This window comes from Ochrobactrum sp. PL_is501, assembly GCF_055816895.1.
In genome coordinates this window covers 353,058-370,136 of sequence record NZ_JBVPGR010000040.1, presented here as the reverse complement: position 1 = coordinate 370,136, position 17,079 = coordinate 353,058, and the positions used below count along the sequence as shown (strand labels likewise).

18 protein-coding genes, 1 tRNA gene and 1 pseudogene are annotated in these 17,079 nt (G+C 55.7%); 8 read left to right on the top strand and 12 right to left on the bottom strand.

The annotated features are described in order from the left end of the window. Positions 1-3: 3 nt before the first annotated feature. Both AC0TOF_RS21300 and AC0TOF_RS21295 read right to left on the bottom strand, forming a co-directional pair. On the bottom strand, positions 4-162 hold the full coding sequence (locus AC0TOF_RS21300; RefSeq protein WP_473769706.1) for a hypothetical protein: 159 nt from the start codon (positions 160-162) through the stop codon (positions 4-6). Between the two features lie 204 nt (positions 163-366). After that, positions 367-443 (bottom strand) — tRNA-Met (locus AC0TOF_RS21295). A gap of 186 nt (positions 444-629) precedes the next feature. Between AC0TOF_RS21295 and AC0TOF_RS21290 the strand changes: the two genes are divergently transcribed. After that, positions 630-1,586: a Gfo/Idh/MocA family protein gene (locus AC0TOF_RS21290; protein ID WP_473769705.1), complete on the top strand. Its 957-nt coding sequence runs from the start codon at positions 630-632 to the stop codon at positions 1,584-1,586. Between the two features lie 157 nt (positions 1,587-1,743). Continuing rightward, positions 1,744-2,868, top strand: a complete 1,125-nt coding sequence (locus AC0TOF_RS21285) for a DegT/DnrJ/EryC1/StrS family aminotransferase (RefSeq protein WP_122001337.1) — start codon at positions 1,744-1,746, stop codon at positions 2,866-2,868. Positions 2,869-2,913: 45 nt separating this feature from the next. Here AC0TOF_RS21285 and AC0TOF_RS21280 read toward each other — a convergent pair whose 3' ends face one another. The 3 genes from AC0TOF_RS21280 to AC0TOF_RS21270 form a co-directional block, all read right to left on the bottom strand. Continuing rightward, entirely contained in the window at positions 2,914-3,306 is a 393-nt protein-coding gene (locus tag AC0TOF_RS21280) for a VOC family protein (protein ID WP_122001336.1), read from the bottom strand. A gap of 44 nt (positions 3,307-3,350) precedes the next feature. Beyond that, on the bottom strand, positions 3,351-4,472 hold the full coding sequence (locus AC0TOF_RS21275; RefSeq protein ID WP_473769704.1) for an AbrB family transcriptional regulator: 1,122 nt from the start codon (positions 4,470-4,472) through the stop codon (positions 3,351-3,353). Positions 4,473-4,641: 169 nt separating this feature from the next. Next, positions 4,642-5,034 (bottom strand): flagellar export protein FliJ, encoded by a 393-nt coding sequence (locus AC0TOF_RS21270; protein WP_122001334.1) that lies wholly within the window; start codon positions 5,032-5,034, stop codon positions 4,642-4,644. Positions 5,035-5,563: 529 nt separating this feature from the next. Here AC0TOF_RS21270 and ctrA point away from each other — a divergent pair. Next, positions 5,564-6,262, top strand: a complete 699-nt coding sequence (ctrA, locus tag AC0TOF_RS21265; protein WP_006467396.1) for a response regulator transcription factor CtrA — start codon at positions 5,564-5,566, stop codon at positions 6,260-6,262. 73 nt (positions 6,263-6,335) lie between these two features. Here ctrA and AC0TOF_RS21260 read toward each other — a convergent pair whose 3' ends face one another. Together AC0TOF_RS21260 and chpT are read right to left on the bottom strand one after the other, a co-directional pair. Beyond that, a complete protein-coding gene (locus AC0TOF_RS21260) occupies positions 6,336-6,719 on the bottom strand; it encodes a response regulator (protein ID WP_473769703.1) in 384 nt (127 codons plus the stop codon). A gap of 71 nt (positions 6,720-6,790) precedes the next feature. Next, a complete protein-coding gene (gene chpT / locus AC0TOF_RS21255; RefSeq protein ID WP_006467394.1) occupies positions 6,791-7,420 on the bottom strand; it encodes a histidine phosphotransferase ChpT in 630 nt (209 codons plus the stop codon). A 395-nt stretch (positions 7,421-7,815) separates the two neighbouring features. On the opposite strand from chpT, the gene AC0TOF_RS21250 reads away from it, so the two are divergent. Beyond that, a complete protein-coding gene (locus AC0TOF_RS21250; RefSeq protein ID WP_122001331.1) occupies positions 7,816-8,412 on the top strand; it encodes an EipA family protein in 597 nt (198 codons plus the stop codon). A 139-nt stretch (positions 8,413-8,551) separates the two neighbouring features. Continuing rightward, positions 8,552-9,460: a hypothetical protein gene (locus AC0TOF_RS21245; protein ID WP_473769845.1), complete on the top strand. Its 909-nt coding sequence runs from the start codon at positions 8,552-8,554 to the stop codon at positions 9,458-9,460. Positions 9,461-9,476: 16 nt separating this feature from the next. Here the strand turns inward: AC0TOF_RS21245 and AC0TOF_RS21240 are convergent, their stop codons facing one another. Both AC0TOF_RS21240 and sciP read right to left on the bottom strand, forming a co-directional pair. Next, entirely contained in the window at positions 9,477-9,773 is a 297-nt protein-coding gene (locus tag AC0TOF_RS21240) for a GNAT family N-acetyltransferase (RefSeq protein ID WP_122001329.1), read from the bottom strand. Positions 9,774-9,959: 186 nt separating this feature from the next. Further along, positions 9,960-10,235: a CtrA inhibitor SciP gene (gene sciP, locus AC0TOF_RS21235; protein WP_002964694.1), complete on the bottom strand. Its 276-nt coding sequence runs from the start codon at positions 10,233-10,235 to the stop codon at positions 9,960-9,962. A gap of 301 nt (positions 10,236-10,536) precedes the next feature. On the opposite strand from sciP, the gene mnmA reads away from it, so the two are divergent. Beyond that, a complete protein-coding gene (gene mnmA / locus AC0TOF_RS21230) occupies positions 10,537-11,733 on the top strand; it encodes a tRNA 2-thiouridine(34) synthase MnmA (RefSeq protein ID WP_473769702.1) in 1,197 nt (398 codons plus the stop codon). A gap of 303 nt (positions 11,734-12,036) precedes the next feature. Next, positions 12,037-12,959 (top strand): annotated as a pseudogene (locus AC0TOF_RS21225) (DMT family transporter). 5 nt (positions 12,960-12,964) lie between these two features. On the opposite strand, the gene AC0TOF_RS21220 reads toward AC0TOF_RS21225, so the two are convergent. From AC0TOF_RS21220 to AC0TOF_RS21210, 3 genes are all read right to left on the bottom strand, one after another. Beyond that, positions 12,965-13,792 (bottom strand): TrmH family RNA methyltransferase, encoded by an 828-nt coding sequence (locus tag AC0TOF_RS21220; protein WP_473769701.1) that lies wholly within the window; start codon positions 13,790-13,792, stop codon positions 12,965-12,967. Between the two features lie 23 nt (positions 13,793-13,815). Then, positions 13,816-14,163 carry a metalloregulator ArsR/SmtB family transcription factor gene (locus AC0TOF_RS21215; RefSeq protein WP_122001326.1) on the bottom strand — a complete coding sequence of 116 codons (348 nt, stop codon included), beginning with the start codon at positions 14,161-14,163 and terminating at the stop codon, positions 13,816-13,818. A 183-nt stretch (positions 14,164-14,346) separates the two neighbouring features. Then, positions 14,347-15,084: a HugZ family pyridoxamine 5'-phosphate oxidase gene (locus tag AC0TOF_RS21210; protein ID WP_473769700.1), complete on the bottom strand. Its 738-nt coding sequence runs from the start codon at positions 15,082-15,084 to the stop codon at positions 14,347-14,349. Between the two features lie 395 nt (positions 15,085-15,479). On the opposite strand from AC0TOF_RS21210, the gene AC0TOF_RS21205 reads away from it, so the two are divergent. Beyond that, complete coding sequence (locus tag AC0TOF_RS21205; protein ID WP_473769699.1) at positions 15,480-17,075, top strand: ABC transporter substrate-binding protein; 1,596 nt, start codon at positions 15,480-15,482, stop codon at positions 17,073-17,075. Positions 17,076-17,079: the final 4 nt, after the last annotated feature.

Genomic DNA, 17,079 nt, shown 5'->3' with positions numbered 1-17,079 from the left:
CGTTCATGTGTGGCCGACCGCGATATATGGTCGGGCGCTGAAGCGTAGCTTGTCCTCATGAAACGGCTTTGACGGCGCCTTTGTGGCCAGCATGGAAACGGCAATCGTCACCCAGCCGACCGCCGCGCAGAAATCGCTTTGGCTACTCGCTTCCGAGGTCATTGGTACTCTGAAGGGCAATGATGAAATTCATTACCAGGCAAACGGTATCGCGATCAGGCGCTCATGGAATGAGAAGAAGGCTGAAACGCTTCTTGAGCGGTCCCTAAACACCCAATTAGAATTTCTGATTTGCTGCCAAACTGTGCGTCACGCTACAGCGAAAATCACAACGCCACCGTCATTAATGAGGATAAGGGGTTATGATGGTAGCGGAGGAGGGATTCGAACCCCCGACACAAGGATTATGATTCCTCTGCTCTAACCTACTGAGCTACTCCGCCACGCGTCGCTTTACAGAGACAACTTCATTATCGCCGTTTCCGGTGGGACAAATCATTGTTCCTGCAAGGAATGGCGGCGGTATATGTGCGGAATGAAAAGCTGTCAAGCACTCTTCGCATAGGTTTCGTCTTGTTTTCTATCATTTGCACCGATAAGGAACGTGGCATCAGCAAAGGCATAATTTTATGGCACCTCGTATTGCGGTTTTGGGTTGCGGCTATTGGGGCGGCAATCACATTCGTACCTTGAAGAGCCTCGGTGCCCTTCAGGCAGTCTCGGATTCAAGAGCAGAGCAGGCAGAGCGCTTCGCGGCCGAGTTCGGTGTTCCCAGCGTTCCCGTCGATGAATTGTTCACACGTCCGGATATTGACGGCATCGTTCTGGCGCTCCCAGCGCAGTTTCATTCACAATATGCCATCCAGGCAGTGAAGAACGGCAAGGACGTGCTGGTCGAAAAGCCGATCGCGCTCGACATTCCGGCTGCTGAAACTGAAGTGGAAGCCGCTCGCGAAAATGGCCGCGTGTTCATGGTCGGCCATGTGCTGCGTTTCCATCCGGCTTTTGAGAAACTTCTCGACATGGTGAAAAGCGGCGAGCTCGGCGACATCCGCTACGTTCATTCGCATCGCGTCGGGTTCGGCAAGTTCCACAACACGTTCGACGCCTTGTGGGATCTCGCGCCGCACGATCTGTCGATGATTCTCGCCATCACCGGAGAGGAACCGAGCGCGGTGCGCGGGGAGGGCGTTGCAACGCTCGATCACCTTACCGATATCGCGCATCTTCATCTCGATTTTCCGAACGGTATCCGTGGGCACCTGTTTGCCTCACGCCTCAATGCCTATCGCGAGCGCCGCCTGACCGTCACCGGCACAAAGGGCATGGCTGTATTCGACGACGGCGAGCCATGGGATCGCAAGCTTGCGCTCTACAGCCACGAGGTCTGGCGGGAAAATGACCAGTGGTCTTTCAAATCCGTCGAGCCTGTCTACATCCCGATTGAGGAAGGCATGCCGCTGACACGCGAATTGCAGCATTTCCTGCATTGCATCGAGACGCGCGAAAAGCCGCGGACCGACGGCAAGGAAGCAGTCAGCGTGCTGCGCATCCTGACGGAAGGTACTGTCAGGCACCCGCGGTAAAGGCGGGCCTGCGGTCCGGGTAATTTACGTCAAGCGGTGTTACAGGAATCGCAAAACTTTGAACGCTCTGGCCATAGCGGGGCAGGGCGCAAGCGAATAAACAGGTTGCCGAGGATTCGCATATCCACTTGTGCGGGCCAGATATATTGGAGCCAACATGCAGTTTATTGATCTTGGAGCGCAGCGCGCGCGTATCGAAGACCGTCTCAATGCCGCCATTTCCAAGGTTGTTGCGGAAGGCCGTTATATCCTTGGACCGGAAGTGGCCGAGTTTGAAAAGAAGCTGGGCGAATATCTGGGCGTGGAACACGTCATCGCCTGCGCCAACGGCACCGACGCCTTGCAGATGCCTCTGATGGCACGCGGCATCGGTCCGGGTGATGCGGTGTTCGTTCCGTCTTTCACTTTCGCTGCCACGGCGGAAGTTGTTGCGCTGGTCGGCGCCGAGCCTGTGTTCGTTGATGTGGATGCGGAAAGCTACAATCTGAATGTAGAACAGCTCGAAGCTGCCATCGCCGCCATCCGCAAGGAAGGCCGCTTGCAGCCGAAGGCGATCATCCCGGTCGACCTGTTCGGCCTAGCTGCGGATTATAATCGCATCAGCGCTATCGCTGACCGTGAAGGCCTGTTCGTGATCGAAGACGCCGCGCAGTCCATCGGCGGCAAGCGCGACAACGTCATGTGCGGTGCTTTCGGCCATGTCGGTGCAACGAGCTTCTATCCGGCCAAGCCGCTCGGCTGCTATGGCGACGGCGGCGCAATGTTCACCAACGATGCCGAACTGGCCGACACGCTGCGTTCGGTCCTGTTCCACGGCAAGGGCGAAACCCAGTACGACAACGTTCGTATCGGGCTCAATTCGCGTCTTGACACGATCCAGGCAGCCGTTCTTCTGGAAAAGCTTGCAATCCTCGAAGACGAAATGGAAGCACGTGACCGTATCGCCAAGCGCTACAATGAAGCGTTGAAGGATGTCGTCAAGGTTCCGGCACTGCCGGCTGGCAATCGTTCGGCTTGGGCACAGTATTCCATCGAGAGCGATAACCGTGACGGCTTGAAGGCGCATCTTCAAGCGGAAGGCGTTCCTTCGGTCGTCTATTATGTGAAGCCGCTGCATCAGCAGACGGCATATAAGCATTATCCGGTTGCGCCGGGCGGCCTCCCGGTTTCGGAAAGCCTGCCGAACCGCATTCTGAGCCTGCCGATGCACCCCTATTTGTCGGAAGCCGACCAGGACAAGATCATCGGCGCGATCCGTGGTTTCCACGGCAAGAAAGCCTGATCAAAATAGAGTCTACGAAAAGCCCGGCGAAAGCCGGGTTTTTTGTCAGGCTTGCAGGTTCAATTGCCAGGAAACGCCATATTTGTCCTTGATCCACGCGAAAAGCTTGCTGAAACCGTAGTTGTCGAGCGGCATCAGTGTCTCTCCGCCTTCTGACAGCTTTTCAAAAACGCTGGTCAGGCTTTCTTCGTCGTGAAAATCGACGAACAGCGATACGGATGGATTGAAATCGAACTGGTGCGGAATGGGGCTGTCGATCACGATCAGCCGGTGTTCGGCGAAGGTCACGCGCGCAATCTGCACCTTGCCGGGACTGCCGCTCGCTTCGTCATAGATTTTTATCGACTCGATCAGAAAGTCGGGAAAGATTGAGCGGTACGTTTCCAGTGCCGCGCCTGCACTGCCCTGAAACATGAGATGGGTGCAAACCTGTGTCATGGCAAAAGCCTAACATGCCTCCGCCGGTTCCGGCAATCAGGCTGCTACAGGTTCTTTTTTGCGCCCCCCTTGTTGATCCGCGCGGCGACAAAGCGGGCGATGGCCGGGCCTGCCAGAAGAACGATGAAGAAACGGCTTGTCTGCATTGCGATGATGAAAGGCAGATCGACATTGCTTGATGCTGCGATGATCGCAACCGTGTCGGCGCCGCCAGGACTGGTGGCGAGATAGGCCGTCAGCGGGTCGAGGCCCAGCAGGTGACCAAGTGCCATGCCGAACAGCCCGCAGACGGCAATGAGGAACAGCGTGGATGTCAGCACCGCCGGAAATGCCCTTGCGGCATGGGCAATGATGGCACGCGAGAAGCCGAGGCCGATGCGCCAGCCGATAAGCAGAAAGCTCGCCGCGAGCAGCCACGGGGGCAGGTTGATGGTGATGAAGCCTGTGTCCTGGAGCAAGGCGCCCAGTATCAGCGGCACGAGCATTGCGCCGGTCGGGATGCGAAGCACTTCCCCGAGGAACGAGCCGACGGCGATCAGAAGCAGTGTCGGGCCGAGAGTGAACCAATCGATGGATGGAAACCATATGATTTCAGCAGGCGCAACGATTTCCACGCCCGTGGTAAGGCGCAGGACAAGCGAAGCTGCTGTCGCAACCAGCACCACGCGCAGATATTGCATGAAGGCGACGAGACGGGCATCTGCTCCATGGGATTCGGCCATCAGCGTCATTGCCGTAGCGGCCCCCGGAGAAGAACCCCATACGGCGGTTGTTCCGGGCAAAATGCGAAATCGCGCCAGCAGATAGCCGATGAAGGTGCTGACAAAAAGCACATAGCCAATGGATAGTAAGATGACCGGCAGGTGCTGCCCCATGCTGGTGAAAAACTCTGCCGTGATCGAGCGGGCGATGAGGCAGCCGACGACGCCTTGTGCGGCGAGTGACAGCCAGCGGTGGACCCGCAACGTGCTTTCGCCCGCAGCCATCAGGATTGCGCCAAGCATGGCGCCCAGAAGCATGGCGGCAGGCAATTGCAGTTTTTCACCCGCAAAGATCAGGATCGCAGAAAACAGGAATAGCAAGACCCATTGGAGTGGCTTGGATCTCGTCTGGAAGCTGAACTTGCTTGGGGTCGATTTGGGCCGGGAAGGGGAGGTTTTCTGCATTGCCTTTTTTCACTACATCTGGTGATGCAGCGATGCAAATCCGATTTTATTCAGGCAACGTTGATTTCTAAATATCAATATATTGATAAAGAGCGAGGCTTGCAGCAAGCGGCAAGACGCCGCTTTTTTGACAAAAGCAGCGTCTTGAATTCGGTGGGCAGTTTTTCAGTCAGCCTATCATGGCGCGGCGCTGATTGACGGGCCGTTCGATCACCTCACGCGGGGCCTTGCCGTTATCCCGTTCTTCAAGCGCTTCGGCTTTCGTGAGTTCGGTTTCTGCAGCCGACAATTCGGCTTCGGCGGCTTCCTTCTGGGACATCAGGTCGCGAATCGATACGAAGAGGTTGTCGCGGCGCTGGCGTGCCGCCTTGGCGAAGGTCGGATAAGCGAAATGATTGATGTCAGTGATGCCAGCTTTTTTCTCTTCTGATAGAATCTGGGCGTCGAGTTCTCCGGCCATCCGTTCGAACTCGCCGATCATCAGGTCGAGCTGGCCCAGTTGACGGCGTTTTTCCTTCACCTGGAACAGTTTCAGCCTGACTAGGCTTTCACGTGGCTTCATACGCAATACTCCTTGAACACCAACCAGCTTCCGTGTGTTGGGGCGTTCCCCCCGACTTTATTAACAGGTGTGAACGAGCAAAACGCGCCCGGCCTGCACCCGAATCTCCTTGCGAATTCAAGCCCCTGAAGGGGAAATCATCGCAGCCGTTCTTCCGAAATGGCTCAACAAGCGAAACAAAAAGTTAAGAATTCGCTCGTTTGGTAACCATTCCTTTACCGGCGAAGTTAATCATACGCGTTAGGACTTAAGGCTCGGTAAACCTCGTGTGGTTTTTCGGCAACAGGCGAAAGCTAGAGTCAGATGAATCGTTTAGCGAAGATTCTTAATGCGATGCTTTAGAGTCGTGAGGAAGAGAATGTCTTTATGATTCAGGCGCGTAAGAGAATTTTCTAAACAGGGCAGAAATATGCTTGCCAAGCAGAATCATATTTTGTTAACCATTTGCTGGCACCTTCATGCAAAGGCAACGATAGTTCCGTGTGCTGCCGTGAGGGACATCGGGTCGGCTGCGGAAAGGGGATAAGAGATGCGCGTCCTTTTGATTGAAGACGACAGTGCTATCGCACAGAGCATCGAGTTGATGCTCAAGTCCGAGAGTTTCAATGTCTACACGACCGATCTGGGCGAAGAAGGCATCGATCTCGGCAAGCTATATGATTACGACATCATCCTGCTGGATTTGAATCTGCCGGATATGTCGGGTTACGAAGTTCTTCGCACCTTGCGTCTGTCCAAGGTGAAGACGCCGATCCTTATCCTTTCCGGCATGGCCGGCATCGAGGACAAGGTTCGCGGTCTGGGCTTCGGCGCCGACGACTACATGACCAAGCCGTTCCACAAGGACGAGCTGATCGCACGTATTCATGCGATCGTGCGCCGTTCGAAGGGACATGCACAGTCGGTCATCACGACGGGCGACCTTGTGGTCAACCTGGATGCGAAGACGGTGGAAGTCGCTGGCCAGCGCGTTCACCTGACCGGCAAGGAATACCAGATGCTGGAGCTTCTTTCGCTCCGCAAGGGGACGACACTCACCAAGGAAATGTTCCTCAACCATCTTTATGGTGGCATGGATGAGCCGGAATTGAAGATTATCGACGTCTTCATCTGCAAGCTGCGCAAGAAGCTCGATGCCGTTTCCGGTAGTCAGAGCTACATCGAGACGGTCTGGGGTCGCGGTTATGTGCTGCGTGAGCCGGATGCGGAAATGCGCGAAAGCGCCTGATCGGTTTCGTGATCTTGAATGTAAAAAGCTCCGCTTCGGCGGAGCTTTTGCTTTTTGGACATTGCTGCCAATTTCAGGCGGACAAAACGCCCGCAAACTGTTCGGTGAGATAGGCACGGTCAAATGGCTTGAGAATATAGCCGTTGGCGCCTGCGCGCTTTGCCCGCATGATGCGGGTGACGTCGAGTTCATAAAGACACAGGATGATGCGCGGCTGATCGCCGCCCGGCATGGAGCGCAATTCGGTTACGACTTCCAGCGCCGTCATGTCCGGCAGGTCGTAGTCGAGCAGAACGATGTCGGGCACGCGTGAAAAACAGGCTTCGAGCGCTTCCCGGCCTGTCGAGGCTTCAGCAAATTCTGCGATGGTTTCGGAGAGGATGCGGCGGGCGACCTTGCGAATGACCGATGAGTCATCCACCAGCAGGCAATAAGCTGCCATTGGTTCATCCACCATCCAGTCCCCCTTGCATATATGTGATGACAGTTGCCAGTGTGAGCGCGGGCTGACCCCGCGCTCAAGCGCGCTTATTCAGCAGAAAATACGATGTCTTCCGCAGTCGCGTGGATGGAAATCTTCATGCCGGCCTCTTCGGCGAGCAGAAGCGTATAATAAGGCTGGACGGAATGGGCGTCGATCGGCTCTTCAGGGGCAGCCCCTGAGTGAAGTTCAAGGAACTTCGGCGGAACACGCAGCATGCGGCCCTTCACAGTGATGACGAAACGCGGTTCTGTATCGCCGCCTTCAAGTCGCACTGCCAGCGAGCCGCCACGCGGTATGGCCGCATTGCCGATCAGAAGCATGTTCAAAAGCAGCTTGACCTTGTTCTTCGGCAGCAGGACGCGCGTGCCTTCCCAGGTGAATTCCGGCTTTTCATTCTTGAAATATTCCGTGGCAACGTTCTGCGCGTCGCCGGTGTCGATCTGCACGCCTGCCGAGCCTGCGGCGCCGAAAGCGATGCGGGCGAACTGAAGGCGGGCGGAGGCGTTGCGGGCGCTCGACTTGATGAGCGCCATAGCGTCTTCGTCGGCTCCGCCTTCTTCCAGCAGTTCCAGACCGTTGTTGATCGCGCCGACCGGCGAAATGATGTCATGACAGATCCTGCTGCACAGAAGCGCACCGAGGTCGAGTGCGGAAAGGGTAACGGGCATTGGCATGGCGTTTTCTCCGGAACGCGGATCGATCCCGTCAGCCGCGCATGTCGGATGACCGGACCGTTATCGGTTGACGAGACAGCCCGCAAAGCCAGGGTTTGCGTGCTGCATGAAGGTGGGCGAATCGCCTCGAATATCGGTTTAATTGGATACACGCGCCATCGGACCGCCGCAACAAAGCTCTCTTTTGTTCCGCTCCGCCCGAACATTCCCTCACAACAGCGTGAGAAAAGCCTGAAATAGCATGCCTTGGTAAAGCCAATTTCGCTGCTTAAAGGTTTGGACAATAAATTCAGGTCTAAAATAGGCCCGATTCGACCAAAATGTCCGGAAGAGACGTGGTCTGGCTTTTAACAGGGCCGTCAGACAGAGGAGCGGAGAGCCAAAAGGAATTTTACATGGCCATACAATCCCTGTCGCAAATCAGGTTCCGCAATGCGGCGTGCTTCGTTGCGTTTTTTGCGGCGCTGTTTGTTTCTTTCATCGCTCTGCCAAATCAGGCGAGAGCACAGAACACATACACTGCCGAGGAAATCGTCCAATCTGGTCACAGGTTCTTCGGGTCGACTTCAGGCGGCATCGCAAGTGCCGTCGAAAAGGCGTTCCAGAGTTTTGGTCTGCCCAACGGCTATATTCTTGGTGAAGAGGGCTCCGGCGCCTTCATTGGCGGCCTGACCTATGGCGAAGGGACGCTCTATACCAAGAACGCGGGCGATCATAAGACGTTCTGGCAGGGCCCCTCGCTTGGCTGGGATTTCGGCGGGCAGGGTTCTCGTGTGATGATGCTCGTTTATAATCTCGACGACATCCAGAACCTCTATGGCCGCTATGCCGGGGTTGCAGGCTCTGCCTATGCCATTGCAGGCGTGGGCTTCAACGTCCTCAAGCGCGAGAACATCATGCTGGTTCCGATCCGTACCGGCGTGGGTGCGCGGCTGGGCGTGAATATCGGCTATCTGAAGCTTTCCCCATCGCCGACGTGGAATCCATTCTAGCCTGATGGCGGTTGGCCATCTTTTCAGCCTGTGATTGTCCCGGCTGGAAAGATGGCTGGCTGCGCGCTAAGAATAGTCGATGCTTGTCTGAAACCGCCCGGGCCCATTTGAAACCGTGATCCAGTCCGCTCTCTTTTTCATATTCGGCGTTCTTGTGACGGTTTTCGTCGTGATTCTGCTTGGGCCTTCGGTCTGGCGACGCGCCTTCTTTCTGGCGCGGCGGCAGGTGCAGGCGGAATTGCCGATCAATCTGGCAGAGATACGAGCCGATCGTGATGGACTTCGGGCGGAATATGCCGTTGCAGTCAGCCGGTTGGAACAGTTGCTGAAGCTCGAGCGCCAGAAGACGGCGGAGCAGAAAGTAACGCTCGCCCGGCAATATGAGAAGCTGAAACGCATTCCACTGCTTGAGGAAAGCCAGGCGGATATTGAGAAACGGCTGGCAGAGCACGAGCGGGTGACGAAAGAGGCCGAAACGGCCCGTAATGCAGCACTGGAAAAGGCGCAAATCCTCCAGGCGGAACTGGAACGGATGCAAAGCCACTACAGCGCGCTTGAGGGATTAGCCGATACCTTGCGTATCGAAATAAGTGGAAGCGAGACGGAATACAGCCGTCTGACAAACGAGATGACTGAAATGCGTCGAGATCGCAAGGAAGCCACAGCGCGTTACAACGAAGTTTCGACCCAGCTGACCTCGGCGCAGACCGAACTGAAAAGCGAAAAGCGACGCAATAGCGAATTGCAGCAGAAGCTTGAAAAACTGATATCGGAACTTTCGGACGCGCAGGAAAAAATCGAGCGCCATAGCCGCAGCAATGCAGGCGCGAATGCAAGCGTTCAGCTAGCCGAGATTGAACGGGAAAACGCGGCGCTGCGCGAGGAAATGGCTGAGCTTGCCGCCCGCATGGTGGCTGCAACCGCTGCGAAAGAAGGGCCGGATTCGCCGATCCATTCCATTCTTGAGGCGGCGGAAAAATCCGGCGCGGGAAAAGGCAAGAAGGCCGGCCCCAAGAGTCTGGCGCGCCGCATCCGCGACCTGCAATAGATCGTCCGTCCGGCGATTATTCCTTGCCGAAAACATCCGCCCAGTCAGGGTGACGCATGGCCTGCGCGTGCATGAAGCTGCAGCGCGGGATGATTTTCCATCCGCTTCGGCGTGCGTCCAGAACCGCGTTCTTGGCGAGCGCCTGCGCGACGCCTTTGCCGCGCATCGCGTCGGGCACGAAAGTATGGTCGATGGATATCAGCGAGGGACCAAGCTTCGTATAGGTCATTTCGGCTTCGCTACCGTCGAGAACAGCCGCATAACGGCCGCCATCGGAGCTGTCTTCCTTGCGAATCTCGATCGTCCCGCTCATGTCATCCTCCTGAACATTGTGTGTCTGGATCAACACGCCAAGTTCACAACATAGGAACGGAATGTGCAAATAAAAACCGGCCACGTGGGCCGGTTTTCGATTTGTCGATCAATGACCCGTTCGCGGAGTTCCGCAGGAGCCCGATCCCGTCCTTCCAAAACCGGTCCCGGTTTTGTGGAGACGGCTTTAGTGACGATACTGTTGAATTCTGGTGGTCCTGAGGCCGGCGAGACCATGCTCATCGATTGAGGATTGCCAGGAAAGGAATTCCTCCACCGTCAATGTATAACGCTGGCATGCCTCCTCAAGGCTCAGAAGCCCGCCACGCACTGCGGCGACGACTTCAGCCTTGCGGCGAATGACCCAGCGCCTTGTATTGGCGGGGGGGAGGTCCGCGATGGTCAGCGGGCTGCCATCAGGACCGATAACATATTTTATACGCGGTCTTACCAGATCGGTCATTGTACTCTCTACACAACACTCAAGGACCTAATCGAGTGTGAGACTAGCGCGACAGCTTTAAAAATTACCTAAGCAGCTGGTAACGCTCTGGTAAGACTTGGAAAAATAATCGTTTTCGCCCTATTGCGGGCTTTTTCGAGGCATAAGGCCGGAAAATTCACGCGGAAGTGTGCGCTGGTGGCGCTAATCATGACAATGATTGTTAGCTTACCCTTGGCAAATTGCCGCAGTTTGGCCTATATAGGGCGCAGAAACCTAAATTTTGAGAAGCAGGGCGTTTGCCCGGAAGCTGGAATCAATCATGAGCCTGAACAGCCTCGATCTGCCGGGAAAGCCGGAAGACACGCGCGTTGTCGTCGCCATGTCGGGCGGCGTCGATTCATCTGTTGTGGCCGGGATTCTCAAACGTGAAGGTTACGATGTCGTTGGCGTGACGCTACAGCTTTACGATCATGGCGCTGCCGTTCATCGCGCCGGTTCCTGCTGTGCGGGACAGGACATCGAGGATGCCCGCCGCGTTTCGGAAAGTCTCGGTATTCCGCATTATGTTCTCGATTACGAAGCGCGCTTCCGCGAAGCCGTGATCGATCCTTTTGCAAACTCCTATGTGAGCGGCGAAACGCCGATTCCATGTGTTTCGTGCAATCAGACAGTCAAGTTCGCTGATCTTCTTCAGACCGCGCGCGATCTTGGCGCCGATGCACTGGCGACGGGTCACTATATCCGCAGCCGCGCCAATGGCGTGCATCGTGCGCTCTATCGCCCGGTCGATACGGATCGCGACCAGAGTTACTTCCTCTTTGCAACCACGCAGGAGCAGATCGACTATCTGCGCTTCCCGCTTGGCCATCTGCCAAAGGCGCAGGTGCGCGAAATTGCCGAGGAAATGGGCCTGACCGTCGCCAAGAAACAGGACAGCCAGGACATCTGCTTCGTGCCGCAGGGCAAATATTCGGACATTATCTCCAAATTGAAGCCGGAAGCGGCCAATCCCGGCGATATTGTTCATATTGATGGCCGCACGCTCGGCCGCCATGACGGCATTGTGCATTATACGGTCGGCCAGCGCCGCGGCATTGGCGTGGCTACGGGCGAGCCGCTTTATGTGGTTCATCTTGATGCCGCCAATGCGCGGGTTATCGTCGGCCCCCGCGAAGCTTTGGAAACGCACAAAGTCTTCCTGCGCGACATCAACTGGCTCGGCGATGCGCCGATCAATGATCTGCCGGAAGCCGGAATGGAAGTATTCGCCAAGGTCCGCTCGACCCGGCCGCCGCGTCCTGCCGTGCTGCGTCATGCCGACGGCCAGACGTGGGTTGAACTGGTTGATGGCGAAAGCGGCATCGCTCCGGGACAGGCTTGCGTGCTTTATTCCGATGAAAGCAACACTGCGCGCGTCTTCGGCGGCGGCTTCATCGGTCGTTCCGAGCGTGAACCGCAGGCAGAAGAAATGCTGCGGCGTCTTGTTGCCAACACAGCCAGTGTTTCCGCGGCTTGACCGTTTTTCTGATCAATGACTGAGAGGCGGGTGCGAAGAGCATCCGCTTTTTTGTATGCACCGGCACGGCGCTATCTCGGTTAGAGCATTTCCGGTTGCATTGATGCGCTGGAACCGCTCTATCTATTTGTTTTTTCCGGCATTATCCTGCGCAAAACCGTTTCCCGCCTTTGCAGGAATTACTCTGGAATTTGAAAGCAATAAACGGGAAGCCAATTGTACGCGCTGCATCTATGGATGGCCCTACACCAGCCTAAGTTGATAGTCAGCAGAACTTAAGCTTTGGCTTCAGAGGTTTTAAAGATGACGGCGCAGAAGATGATGGGATGGAAGGAATGGGTGATGCTCATTATTCTTTCCGTTCTTTGGGGTGGTTCGTTTTTCTTCAACGGTATTGCCGTTCGGGAGTTGCCACCTTTTACTATCGTCACGCTCCGGGTCGGGCTGGCTGCGCTGGCTTTGGTCATATTAATTCGAATGATGGGCCTATCATTGCCGAAAGATCGCCGCATATGGTTGGCGTTTTTCGGTATGGGCTTTCTCAACAATCTGCTGCCATTCTGTCTCATCGTCTGGGGGCAGACTCAGATCGCCAGTGGGTTGGCTTCCATCCTCAATGCCACGACGCCGCTCTTCGGCGTTATTGTCGCGCATTTTCTGACGGCGGACGAAAAGATCACCCCGAACAAGATTGCCGGTGTTTTGATAGGGTTTTTCGGGGTAGCAATCATGATCGGGCCCGATGCTATCGCCGGAATCAGAGGCAGCCTGTGGCCGCAGCTTGCGATTCTCTGTGCTGCATTCTCCTATTCGCTGGCCGGTATTTTTGGGCGTCGCTTCAAAGCGTTGGGAGTTGCGCCGCTGATAACAGCCACGGGCCAGGTAACGGCAGCAACGATCATGCTCATCCCGATAGCCCTGTTGGTGGATCATCCCTGGACGCTGGCTGGTCCGAGCGCTGCAGTCTGGGGAGCGCTGGCCGGTATCGCGCTGCTTTCGACGGCACTCGCTTACGTCCTTTTTTCCGCATCCTATCGACGGCGGGCGCGGTCAATCTCATGTTGGTGACGTTTCTCATTCCGGTCAGCGCTATCCTGCTTGGAGCGCTTTTTCTTGGCGAGACTTTGCAAACCAAACACGTGATCGGTATGGCGATGATTGCAACAGGATTGGCAGCCATCGACGGCCGATTGATAGCGGCGGCGTTATCATCGCCAGGAAAATGAGACGTCTACTGAAACTTGCTGAAGCGCGACAAGGCGATGCCGGTTGCGGTTGCTACATTCAGGCTGTCGAAGGCATCGGACATCGGAATCCTGGCCGTTTGCAGTTTATGAAGAAGGCGAGGCGGCAGTCCTTCACCTTCCGTACCAAGCAGAAGCGCGTGGCGGTCATGCTTGGCCGCATCATAGATGCTGAGCGGAGATGACGGGCTGAGCGCCAGCAGATTGAACCCGGCATCGCCCAGCGCGGCGACGATTTCATCGATGTTTCCGCCGTGGAAATAGGGAACCTTCAATGTGGCGCCGACCGATACGCGAATGGCCTTGCGGTAAAGCGGGTCGCAGCAGGTTTCGTCCATAAGCACGCAATCGGCTTCAAAAGCGGCGGCATTGCGAAAGATTGAGCCGACATTGTCGTGATTGGAAATGCCGCACAGGACCACAACGAGCGATTTTCCGGGCAGCGCTTCCAGCATTGCTCGCAGGCCCGGTTGCGGCTTGCGACGGCCAACGGCAAGAATGCCGCGATGGACGTGAAATCCCGCGACCGCGTCCATGACCGTCTGTGAAACAGAGTAAACAGGCACGTCTGGCGGCAACTGGCTGAGCTGCTCGCCAAGGCCACCAAGCCGGTTCTCCAGAACGAGCAGGGATTCTGTCTCGAAACGAGCAGAAGCCGAGAACAGGACGTTCAGGACCACCTTGCCTTCAGCGATAAACCGCTGCTGGCGCCCTACGAGATCTTTCTCGCGAATGCTGCGATAGGGGGAAAGGCGAATATCGTCTGGATCGTCAATCTTCCAGACGCAGCCGTGCGAATGAGAATTTTCGTTCATCGCACGGCTGAGACCTCATGATTTTATGCGTGAGCGACTGCCGCCAGATTGTGTCTGCGCGGTGTTGGACTCATATACAGACTCGAGAGTGTCGACAACATCAACTCGATATGCGGCGACGAAACCATGTAGTAGATGGTCTGCGCGTCGCGACGGGTTGAAACGAGGTCGAGAGCTCGTAGTTTTGCCAGGTGCTGAGACAAAGCGGATTGGCTAAGATCAATCGCCTTGGCAAGTGCGCCTACGGACATTTCATTATGGAGCAACTTACACAGAATTAGTAATCGCTTATTGTTGGCAAGTGCCGAAAGGAAATCGGCAGCCTGATCTACATTCTCAATCAAATCAAAAAAAGTATCTTGTCTACTCATTTGCCGTCATACCCCCGTAAGACTGGACAGAGTTAAAAATATACATGCAAACTTTCATAAGCATGCATATTGAAAATAATGCTAGATGCCGCTTTTGAAAAGCCCTTGCTTATATTCAATCCAGTATAAAGACCTGCAATTTCGTCCCAAAAAAAATGCGCTTTTGTTTCAGCGGGCTTTATTTTACCGTTTGGCCAAGGCTGCAACGGCTTCCCTTAGGGAATCAACACTCCGTGAAAATGCGTGACGCAGGACGATATCACCGCTGGAAATATCGGCGCCGTCCGGGTCCAGCCCTGTCACTTTGAATGGGCCCTTATTAGAGCCTGCTTTAAGAATCTTTTGAGCTATATACGCAATTTCCGGCCCATGGTTTTCGTTTAGTTCATCCAGCGCGCTTTGCTCGCCTTCGGCAAACTCCGCGCTGGTGGAAGCCGCGCACAGCATATCGTCCCGCGTCAGATTGAACGCCTTGCCAAAGCCGCCGTTCAGGCTGGCGCTTTCCAGCTCGAGCCTGAAAAACGCGAAATCTCCAAGATCCACATAGAGCGAACCTTTCGGATTATGGTTGAGATAGCGCCGGCGAATGCGCGGATAATCAGCAGCAGACCTCTCAACTTTTCGCGCCTGACAGTGCAGCGTGACGCGCGCATGGGCGAGGGGGTCTCCCTTGCCGACTTCGCCAAGCAGAAGCGAGCAGGACGGGTTGGCCAACAGCCCCGGCGTGTGGGCCGCCAGTCCGGAGACCAGGATCAGCGGTGTGCCATCCATGTCCGTCGCAACGGCAACACGGCTCGCCAGCGGTCTGCCGGTGGCCGGATCAAAAACAGCGACGGCACCATAGCGAGACGTCCGCAGCAGGGTCTTGGCAAGCTGAATGGCTTCGGGCGTGGTCGGGCGAATTGGATTGGTTTCGGGCATTATCGGTGAGACTCAAATATGACTCATATTATCCACTTATTAATTCGTCTTTGCCCAAAGCGCCAGTCAATTCGACTGCGAGTGTGATCGGCGCGAAATTGCGAGCATTTCCTGGTGGTTGTCTCCGCGTTGCGCCCGAGTCAGTGATGCGTAAGTTGCATTATTCCATGCAAAACGCGTGCGAATAATATTATAATTCGTTGTGCTTTAGCGCAATTTTCCGAATAATGGCCACTCCATAGAATAAAAATCTAATGATCCGGGCCATAATCGGTTGAGAATATGAACTGGTTCTAAAAATTGCGCTTGCAAAGTGGCGATCCACACGTTTCGATAAGCGCAAGCTGCGGGCAATGGGGTGCGCGCGGCATATTTTTCCGTGGAGGCGGACAATAATGAAATTCTACCAAAAACTTCTGGCAGCAACCGCGCTGGTGGCTCTGATGAGCGGTGCTGCATCGGCGAAGACCTTTGTGTATTGCTCGCCGGCTTCGCCTGAAGGCTTCGACCCGGCCGCCTATACCGGCGGCGATACGTTCGATGCCTCGGCTCATCCGGTCTATAACCGTCTTGCCGAATTCGAAAACGGGACGACGAAAGTTGTGCCGGGTCTGGCAGAAAGCTGGGATGTTACCGAAGACGGTCTGGAATACACCTTCCATCTGCGCAAGGGCGTCAAGTTCCATTCGAACGACTATTTCACGCCGACCCGCGATTTCAACGCTGACGACGTGATCTTCTCGTATGACCGCATGCGCAACAAGGACAATCCTTGGCACCAGTACACCGCTGGCATCACCTATGAATATTTCGACAGCATGGAGATGGGCGCTCTGATCAAGGATATCGTCAAGGTTGACGATTACACGGTCAAGTTTGTGCTGAACCGGCCGGAAGCGCCGTTCCTCGCCAATATCTCGATGCCTTTCGCTTCGATCATCTCGAAGGAATACACGGACAAGCTTGCCGCCGATGGCAAGAAGGACGATCTGAACCAGATTCCGGTCGGCACCGGCCCGTTCCAGTTCGTCGCCTATCAGAAGGACGCCGTCGTTCGCTTCAAGGCCAACGAAAACTATTGGGGTGGCAAGCCGAAGATCGACGATCTCGTCTTCGCGATCACGACCGATCCTGCTGTTCGCGCGCAGAAGCTCAAGGCTGGCGAGTGCCACCTGATGTCCTATCCGGCACCGGCTGACATCAAGGGCCTTCAGGCCGATTCCAACCTCAAGGTTGATGAGCAGGCAGGCCTCAACGTGGCTTACTTCGCGTACAACACGCTGAAGGCGCCTTATGACAAGCCGGAAGTCCGCAAGGCGCTGAACCAGGCAATCAACAAGCAGGCGATTGTCGATGCCGTGTATCAGGGCCAGGGCCAGGTGGCCAAGAACCCGATCCCGCCGACGATGTGGGGCTACAACGACAAGATCGAGGACGACAAGTACGATCCGGAAGCTGCCAAGAAGGCTCTCGAAGCCGCTGGCGTTAAGGATCTGAAGATGAAGCTGTGGGCTATGCCTGTCAGCCGTCCTTATATGCCGAATGGCCGCCGCACGGCTGAACTCATGCAGTCCGATCTGGCCAAGGTTGGTGTCAGTGCAGAGATCGTTTCGATGGAATGGGGCGAATACCTCAAGAAGTCGGGCGACAAGGACCGTGACGGTGCCGTGATCCTCGGCTGGACCGGTGACAACGGCGATCCGGACAACTTCATGGGCACGCTTCTCGGCTGCGCTGGCGTCGGTTCTAACAACCGCGCCCAGTGGTGCTACAAGCCGTTTGAAGACTTGATCCAGAAGGCCAAGGTCACGACCAGCCAGGAAGAGCGTACCAAGCTTTACGAAGAAGCGCAGGTGATCTTCAAGGACCAGGCTCCGTGGAACACCCTCGCTCACTCGACGGTCTTCGTGCCGATGTCGGCCAAGGTTACCGGCTTCAAGCAGAGCCCGCTTGGTGACTATCGCTTCGAAGAAGTTGATATTTCCGAGTAAAATC